The organism is Psychrobacter sp. 1Y10 (assembly GCF_052259005.1).
In the GTDB taxonomy this organism is placed as follows: domain Bacteria; phylum Pseudomonadota; class Gammaproteobacteria; order Pseudomonadales; family Moraxellaceae; genus Psychrobacter; species Psychrobacter saeujeotis.
In genome coordinates this window covers 90092-98568 of the sequence record NZ_JBQQES010000010.1, presented here as the reverse complement: position 1 = coordinate 98568, position 8477 = coordinate 90092, and the positions used below count along the sequence as shown (strand labels likewise).

6 protein-coding genes are annotated in these 8477 nt (G+C 41.9%); 5 read left to right on the top strand and 1 reads right to left on the bottom strand.

Translation table 11 applies throughout. From position 1 onward, the window contains the following. Window positions 1-178: 178 nt before the first annotated feature. A complete protein-coding gene (locus ACTXGH_RS12555; RefSeq protein WP_439296919.1) occupies window positions 179-1855 on the top strand; it encodes an arylsulfatase in 1677 nt (558 codons plus the stop codon). Window positions 1856-2028: 173 nt separating this feature from the next. Next, entirely contained in the window at window positions 2029-3333 is a 1305-nt protein-coding gene (locus ACTXGH_RS12550) for an anaerobic sulfatase maturase (RefSeq protein ID WP_439296920.1), read from the top strand. A 19-nt stretch (window positions 3334-3352) separates the two neighbouring features. Here ACTXGH_RS12550 and ACTXGH_RS12545 read toward each other — a convergent pair whose 3' ends face one another. Then, window positions 3353-4204: an IclR family transcriptional regulator gene (locus tag ACTXGH_RS12545; protein ID WP_439296921.1), complete on the bottom strand. Its 852-nt coding sequence runs from the start codon at window positions 4202-4204 to the stop codon at window positions 3353-3355. A gap of 345 nt (window positions 4205-4549) precedes the next feature. Here ACTXGH_RS12545 and maiA point away from each other — a divergent pair, with 345 nt between their 5' ends. The 3 genes from maiA to hglS all read left to right on the top strand — a co-directional run bounded on the left by maiA (window position 4550) and on the right by hglS (window position 8312). Then, window positions 4550-5191: a maleylacetoacetate isomerase gene (gene maiA, locus ACTXGH_RS12540; protein WP_439261292.1), complete on the top strand. Its 642-nt coding sequence runs from the start codon at window positions 4550-4552 to the stop codon at window positions 5189-5191. A 402-nt stretch (window positions 5192-5593) separates the two neighbouring features. Next, window positions 5594-6556: a LysR substrate-binding domain-containing protein gene (locus tag ACTXGH_RS12535; protein ID WP_439260917.1), complete on the top strand. Its 963-nt coding sequence runs from the start codon at window positions 5594-5596 to the stop codon at window positions 6554-6556. Between the two features lie 328 nt (window positions 6557-6884). Beyond that, window positions 6885-8312, top strand: a complete 1428-nt coding sequence (hglS, locus tag ACTXGH_RS12530) for a 2-oxoadipate dioxygenase/decarboxylase HglS (RefSeq protein ID WP_439296922.1) — start codon at window positions 6885-6887, stop codon at window positions 8310-8312. The last annotated feature ends 165 nt before the right edge of the window (window positions 8313-8477 follow it).

Genomic DNA, 8477 nt, shown 5'->3' with positions numbered 1-8477 from the left:
GTTTATTGTCTCTGATGTCATTCGCTTGGTTATTCTGGTTGCGTTCCCAGCGATCTCTTTGGTGCTGCTTGGTTAAAAAGCAGGCTTATCAGATGAACGATTTGATAAGCCTGCGCTTATTTAAAAATGTATTAATTGACACGATGGAATGTACTTACAACTATACAAGGATATAGCAATGAACACTTTTAACAATAAGCTGGCTATAGGCTCAGGGGTGATGCTGACTGGCATGTCATTGGGACATGCAGCAACTGTTCCTACTAACGATACTGATAAGCAAAAACCACCCAATGTATTAGTCATCATGGCGGATGACTTAGGGTTTTCAGATATCTCTCCTTATGGTGGCGAAATACAAACGCCCAATCTTCAAATGCTAGCAGAGAATGGTATAAGCTTCACCGACTTTTCGGTGACGCCATATTCTGCTCCGTCTAGAGCAGCCTTTTTGACTGGTTCTGATCCGCATGAAGTCGGCTTGGGTAATTTATTTGTATTTAATACACCTGAGCAAAACAAGGACCCTGATTATGTCGGTCATCTCAATGACAAAGCTCTAACGATTGCGCAGCGCTTGAAGCAAGCAGGGTATTTTACAGTGATGTCTGGTAAATGGCATTTAGGTACCGAAGCCAAAGACGCACCTACTAACTGGGGCTTTGATAAATCTTTTGTGTATTTAAAAGGTGATGGTAATCATTATAAACGTGATAATTATCCAGACGGTCCTGATGGCGATCAGCCCTATCGTCTAAATGGCGAGCTTACTGAACTACCTGATGATTTTTACTCATCGACCTCTTATGTTAATTTTCTGATGGACTCTTTAAATACTCGTCCAGACGATAAGCCTTTCTTTGCTTATCTACAATTCACAGCCCCGCATTCTCCTTTGCAAGCGCCGCGCGAAGATATAGAAAAGTACAGTGACTATTATCTAGACGGTCCACGTGCGCTTGCCGAGCAACGCTTTAAAAATGCGAAAAAGCTAAACTTTATCCCTGAAACTGCCAAACAACCTGCGATGGTAAGTGTACCTGAATGGGATAGCTATAGTGTCGATGAGAGACAAAAAGAAATCAAGCGCATGCAAATCTATGCCGCCATGATCGATAATATGGATACTAATATTGGTAGAGTAATAGATAGCCTCAAAGCAAAGGGTGAGTTAGACAACACCTACATATTCTTCTTCTCAGACAATGGTGCTGCCGGTAAATATCGTGAGACCGCAGGACGCTGGAAAGATTGGGTCAATAATGATCATGACAACTCGCTTGAAAATATGGGTAACTTTGATAGTTATGTGTCACAAGGGTTAGGCTGGGCACAAGCGTCTAACATGCCTTTTGGTCTTTTCAAAGGCTATACCTCTGAGGGCGGCATTCGCTCGCCTTTAATAGCCAGCGGTCCTAGCATCCCTAAGTCCAAAGTATCTGGTAAATACAGTAATCTGATGGATTTAGCGCCTACTATTTTGGATATCACTGGCGTACAAAAAACGACACCTAAAGGTAAAGCGCCATTAGATGGTGAAACGTTGATACAGGAGTTGACGCAGCCCAACGTTCAATCACGAGGTCCTTATGAAGCTGAAGTGCTAGAAATGAACGGCGCTAAAACGGTGCGTTTTGGAGACTTTAAAGCACTGGCGAACACCCATAGGTTTTCAGGATTGGAGGACGGTGACATACCAACGCAGCAATGGCAGCTTTATAACCTAGCGCAGGATCCTGGCGAAACCACTAATATCGCTGACAAATACCCCAAAATACTAGACAGCATGATTGAAAGTTATAATAAATATGCTAAAGACGTCGGTGTGGTCGAAGTGTCGCCTACTCGTAGATAAGAATAGTGTATAGCACAATCACGCTGCTACGCTTATCGAGTCTTAAAATCATATCTGCCATAATACGTTATGAAATAACATGTTATGGCAGATTATGACCCGTTATGATTATAAAAATTTGCAAAAAGCATTTTTTTATAAAAAGCACCTTTGAATTTTATAGAGTCTGACTTATGAAACGTATCCCAACAGTACCTGTAAATCAAAGCAGCGCAACAAATCCAAGCATATATCCCAAGCTTAAAATATCCGACACTCAGCAAACTGCTTATCGCTTTCATACGATGCTAAAGCCTAGTGGCTCTGCGTGTAATATCAACTGTGATTATTGTTTTTATCTGCACAAACAAGACTTGCTCAATCAGTCTAAGCATCCGCGCATGCCAGACAAGACCTTAGACCAGCATATTAGACAATATATTGAAGCGCAATTTGGTGCCAAAGAAGTCGTATTTACTTGGCAAGGCGGTGAGCCGACCTTGATGGGGCTGGACTTTTTTACTAGAGTTATTGAATTGCAAAAGCAATACTGTCCTGACGATATGGTGATTCACAATGATATCCAAACCAATGGCTTACTCCTAGACGAGAAGTGGTGCGCATTTTTAGCAGCCAATAACTTTTTAGTCGGTATCTCTATTGATGGACCCAAGCATCTACATGATCGCTACCGCCGTACCAATAATGATAAACCAACTCATGATTTGGTCATGGCTGCCATCAAACGCTTAAAAGCCTATCACATTCCTTTTAATGCGCTATGCGTCGTCAATGATGCAAATGCCAAGGAGCCTTTAGCTGTTTATCGATTTTTACGTGATGAAGTTGAGCCGCGCATGATTCAGCTTTTGGCTGGGGTTGAACCGCTAGATTTTAAGCAAGTTGCGCCCTTGCATTGGCAGCCTGATTCATTAAAAAAGATAGATGAGCTACAAGATATATCTGAATCGACGGCGATGAATAAAGTAGTCACTGATTGGTCAGTCACTCCTGAAGAGTGGGGGGATTTTTTGACCATAGTTTGGCAAGAGTGGATATATTTGGATTTTGGTCGTGTCTTTGTGGATCATTTTGAAAACACCATTTCACAGATGCTTAATAAAGGCGCGCAAAAATGTACGACGGCAGCTGTCTGCGGCAAGGCATTAGCGTTGGAGCACAATGGGGATTTGTATTGCTGTGACCATTTTGTTTATCCAGAATATAAGTTAGGCAATATTCACCATACTCATCAAGGCGACTTAGCCTTTAGCAAAAAACAAACTCAGTTTGGGTATTTAAAGCAGAGCACACTACCTAATTACTGCAAGACTTGTGATTTTTTAACACTGTGCTGGGGAGATTGCCCCAAACACCGTTTTATAAAGACCCCAGATGGGGAGGTGGGTCTGAGCTATCTATGTGCGGGTTTAAAAATGTATTATGCACACGTGAGCGCAGACTTACCTTTGCTTAAAAAGAAGTTGGGCTGGCATTAGTTTATCTATTAGCAATAGCCTAACGCTTAGTAATCTGATGACGCTGAGCTATTGATAGAATTTTATCGATTACTTGTTGATCATCTAGGGGCAGTTGTTCAGGCGTGCCGATAACGGTAATGGCGTACTCTAATAGCACATCGTTAGCAGATGCGCTGCTATCGTTGACGGCTTTAGACTGCGGTCTGATGACAGGTATGCTAATAGCATTTATACCCATCAACATGACACCTGTTACGATGGCATAACCTTGCGTACGGATATCGGTTTGCAGATTAGTAAACGCTTGCCATTTAGCAGACAGTTCAGCGTTATCAGGCTTGGTAGTAGAAACGACGGCCAAGATATCAATATCTCCTTGCCACTCTGCAAGCACCAAAGGTTTGATAATAGTCTCAGGCTGATAGCTGGCAAACAGTCTACCTGTCGCAGAAGACGCCAGTGGCATACGTGAGCCTATACGAGTAATGATACTGATCGGACTGTCCGGCTCAAAAGAATGGATGACAATAGGGCCTTCACTAAACCACTTAGCGATTTGTACCCCGCAGTTAATGGTATCTTTGATTTCAGTCGCCGCATGAGTTAGGCGCTGCAAAATATTGTTTTGATCGAAGCTATTGTGTCCCAGTGCATTGACTCGGTTACCGAGCCCGTAGCGTCCATCGCTCAGCTTGCGTGCATAGTCTTTACGAATGAGACTAACCAAATAACGATGTACTTTTGCAGGGTGCATTTGCATCGCTTCAGCAATGTCTTTTAACATCATAGGTTCGTGGTAATCTATGAGTACATCTAGGACAGAGAGACCAATCTCAAGTGACTGTATGCCACCTTGGTTTTTATTTGCTGTTGTTTCTGTTGATGACATTGATGACTCAGTTAAATAAAAAAACGATTTGATAGTTATAATCAATATAGCTGCTTCATTTTAGAAAGAATACAGTATTTAGGATGAATTTTCCGAAGCATCGGTCTGCAACGGCACAGCAAGGGAGTAAAATTTATACTAGCAGGATGCTATGAAAATCGACCTTATTCTATTTCAAAATGACTATATTTTAGGTTTGACAGGTTTATTACCATGGCTAATTATATAGGTAATAATGAGCGTTTGGTATATAGAAAAACTGTCTTTAACATCTACAAATAGGCATTGATAAATAAGCGTTTATAACTCAGCACTTACAATAACATAGGCAGGAGAATAACTATGATGACACTTTATGGCTACTTTCGTAGTGGCACTTCACACCGTACACGTATCGCGTTGAACCTAAAGGGTTTAGATTACGATGCAATCTCTATTAATTTGGCAAAGGATGAGCAGTCTGAGCCAGTATTTAAAGCTATTAATCCGCAAGGCCTAGTACCAGCCTTACAGACGGACGACTTATTGCTTTATCAAAGCCCAGCTATTTTAGAGTGGTTAGAAGAGGTTTATCCGCACAATCCATTATTGCCCAAAGACGCTGCTGGCCGTATGCAAGTACGAGCGCTAAGTGCGATGATTGGCTGTGACATTCACCCGATTAATAACCGCCGTATTTTGCAATACCTACGCAATGAGTTGTCAGTTGACGAGGATGAAGTGTTGGCATGGTGTCAGCGCTGGATAGAGGAAGGCTTTGCTGCATTAGAGACGTTACTGGCAAAAGATGAGGCGCGCGGCAAATTCTGTTACGGTAACAGTCCAACGTTTGCAGATTGCTATCTAATCCCGCAAGTCTATTCAGCTCGCCGCTTTAAGGTGGATTTAACACCTTACCCAAATATCATGGCCATTGATGAGCACTGCCGTACGCTCCAAGCATTTTTTGATGCAGATCCTATGAATCAGCCTGATGCACCGCATTAAGAATAACGCTTAAATGCGTTCACCGCTGATTTAACTATTAATTATTTTATTGTCATTCATTTCATTAAGCCGATAGCTATTTTGTTATCGGCTTTTTGCTGTCGTTTTATGACTGATAGAATGTTTTTTTAAGGTAATGCTTTTGATTAGACTATCAAAGAGCGTGAATCATTAGGCTTAATATCAGTACCTACTGTCCAATCCTTCAATCCAATGTCTCAATTTGAGATATAATCTTAATACTTGAACAAGAGTTTTTATTAATAAGACGATCAGCGTCGCCACAATAATGCGCAAACCGTTTGCCAGTTTAAATAGGTTTATGCAGTTTGCATAATTAAATAAAAGCGATAGTCAATCAGCTTTTGCTGCTTTTGTATTTACATGAGATAAAAATTATAAATGATGAAAACCGAAACCAGTAAGCCCCTTGCGTTTAGAAGATATCCATCGACGACTGCGCTGCAATGTTTTGAGACGGCCGCGCGGCATCTGAGCTTTACCCATGCCGCACAAGAGATGCATATGACACAAAGCGCCATCAGTAAGCAGGTTGCGCAGTTAGAGGAGATGTTAAACATTTCACTCTTTTATCGTACGCCGCACCGGATTTCATTGACGCCAGCTGGCAAGACTTATTACCTTGAAGTGCTAGAGATTCTCAAGCATATTGAGGTGGCGACCACCAGTTTGATGTCACATAGTGATAATACAGAAGTGCTCAAAATTGTCTCACATCCCACGTTTTGTTCACGCTGGCTGATACCTGCGCTAAAAGGGTTTAGCCAAGAGCATCCGTTGATTAATATAGATATTAAAGAGCTGGCTGAACCCTTTTTTTCTGAGGATCAAAACGTCGATATTGCCTTTTTATATGGTGATGGCATTTGGGGCGGTATGGAGGCGATTAAGCTGTTTGATGAATATTGTGTGGCGGTCTGCCAACCAGAATATTTGTATGATAAAAATCAAGATAAAAAATTTTGTACGAGCAATGCAGACGATTGCACCTTGCTACAGTTGAGCTCACGTCCAAGTGCTTGGTATGAGTATTTTAAACAACAAGACATTAGTATCGATGGGACGTTTGTCGGTCCGCGTTTTGATACTTTTCACGCGTGCATTGCTGCTGCCCTGCTTGGTTATGGTATCGCACTCGTACCCCTGCGGTTGGTTGCTCCTGAGTTGCAATCAGGGGCGCTAGTGACAGCATGGAATTATGCATCAAAAGGACGGGGCTCTTACTATATAACTTATCCTTTATCTTTGGGACGTTCCCACAAGGTAAAAGTCATTTTAGAATGGATCTCAGCGTATCTTGAAACCTCTAACCAGCATGAGAATGCGATAGATTTTGTGTTTTAATCGTTGAAATGGTTTTATATTTACCCTTATCGATAAGTTTATATAGGACTTCTTCCAAAGACCCTTCTTTATTCAAAACTTGCTTTTTATCTCAAGAGCCTCCTAAAGCTTATCGCTGAACTGAAAATCAATATGTAAACATATATGTCTTAGCAAAGAGGAGTGATTTTTCTTTGCTAACTCATGTATTAAATCTAACATTCTATCGGCAATGACAAAAAGGAATGAGCGCATGACTATTATTCGTTTGCTGAGCAGGCAGGGTTTTGCTCAAATCAGTGACAAGCGTCAAATAAAATTTCTGAGATTTTAACAAGGATGTCTATCTGTGAATCATACGTTTATAAGTCGCGATGATATTCGCCACGAGTTTTCTATGGCGATGTCGACCATGTACCAAACCGAAGTCCCACTATATGGTGATTTGCTTGATTTGGTTGCTGAAGTGAATACTGAGGTGCTAAACCAAAACCCTGAGATTAAAGAGCAATTGGCGCACACCGGAGAGCTTGATAGACTCAGTATGGAGCGCCACGGTGCGATTAGATTGGGCACAGCAGACGAGCTTAGCATGATGCGTCGTCTCTTTGCTGTCATGGGTATGCACCCTGTGGGCTATTATGATTTGGCACCTGCTGGCGTGCCCGTTCATTCTACGGCTTTTCGAGCCATTGATGCGCAAGCATTAAATCAAAGCCCGTTTCGTGTATTTACCTCTTTACTGCGCCTTGACTTGATTAATGATGAAGCATTAAAACAAGACGCCATAACCGCGTTAGCCAACCGTCAAATTTTTACCGATAATGTCGTTAGCCTGATTGAGCGCTTTGAAGCGCAGAGCGGTTTGACGGCTGAGGAAGGCGAGCAATTTATAAAAGAGGCTTTAGAAACCTTTCGCTGGCATGATAAAACGCCGGTTTCAAAAGAGCTATATCAGCGCTTATTAGCGCAGCATGGCCTTATTGCCGATGTCGTCGGTTTTAAAGGCCCGCATATCAATCATTTGACTCCTAGAACGCTGGATATAGATACCGTACAGCAAGGCATGCAGGCAAAGGGCATCCCGCCAAAAGCGATTATAGAGGGGCCGCCAAAACGGGAATGTCCGATTTTATTAAGACAGACGAGCTTTAAGGCATTAGAGGAAGCTGTTCTTTTTAAAAACCCAAACGGCGAGTACGAACAGGGTCATCATACCGCACGCTTTGGTGAGATTGAGCAGCGCGGTGTGGCATTAACACCAAAGGGTAGAGCGCTATATGACGAGCTGCTTAGCCAAGCACGCAGTCAATTAGGCGCGACTCCGAACGCAGACAATGCCTCGGAGTATTATCAAATTTTAGAGAGGGCGTTCGACGCGTTCCCTGATGATTATCAAGCCATGCATAATGAGGCGCTCGCTTACTTTTATTATCAAGCAGTCGATAATGCTGCAGATGTAGACAGTGCTATGCTTCATTTAGAAACCGTTGATGCACAAACGGTCGATTCAAAACAAGTAGTAAACGCTTTGATTGAGAAAGGCACTATCCGGATTGAACCTATCGTTTACGAAGATTTTCTGCCTGTTAGTGCCGCTGGTATTTTTCAATCTAATCTTCAGCAAGGCAAGCAAAGCAACTATGATGGCAATTCAAATCAGCATGAGTTTGAGCAAGCGCTTGGCGCTAGTATCTATGATGAGCTGGCGTTATATGAAGAGATACAAGCTCAAAGCTTAAAAGACTGCATAAATGCTTTAAACAGTTTTGTATAGGAGTACGGGTGTATATAAAACAGCTATGGCCGAAGGGCTGTTATGTATAACAAATACATATAGCGGTTTTATTTATTCGCTATTCCAAAATGGAATGACTGTAAGAAATTTATTATTTTGCAAGTTATCGCGTTGCAAGGTAGCTTAAATATCTATTAAGGATAT

Excerpts from the sequence above, each read along its gene's own strand:
- ACTXGH_RS12535 (WP_439260917.1), top strand. The coding sequence starts at position 5,594 with ATGATGAAAACCGAAACCAGTAAGCCCCTTGCGTTTAGAAGATATCCA.
- ACTXGH_RS12550 (WP_439296920.1), top strand. The coding sequence starts at position 2,029 with ATGAAACGTATCCCAACAGTACCTGTAAATCAAAGCAGCGCAACAAAT.
- maiA (WP_439261292.1), top strand. The coding sequence starts at position 4,550 with ATGACACTTTATGGCTACTTTCGTAGTGGCACTTCACACCGTACACGT.
- ACTXGH_RS12545 (WP_439296921.1), bottom strand. The coding sequence starts at position 4,204 with ATGTCATCAACAGAAACAACAGCAAATAAAAACCAAGGTGGCATACAG.
- ACTXGH_RS12555 (WP_439296919.1), top strand. The coding sequence starts at position 179 with ATGAACACTTTTAACAATAAGCTGGCTATAGGCTCAGGGGTGATGCTG.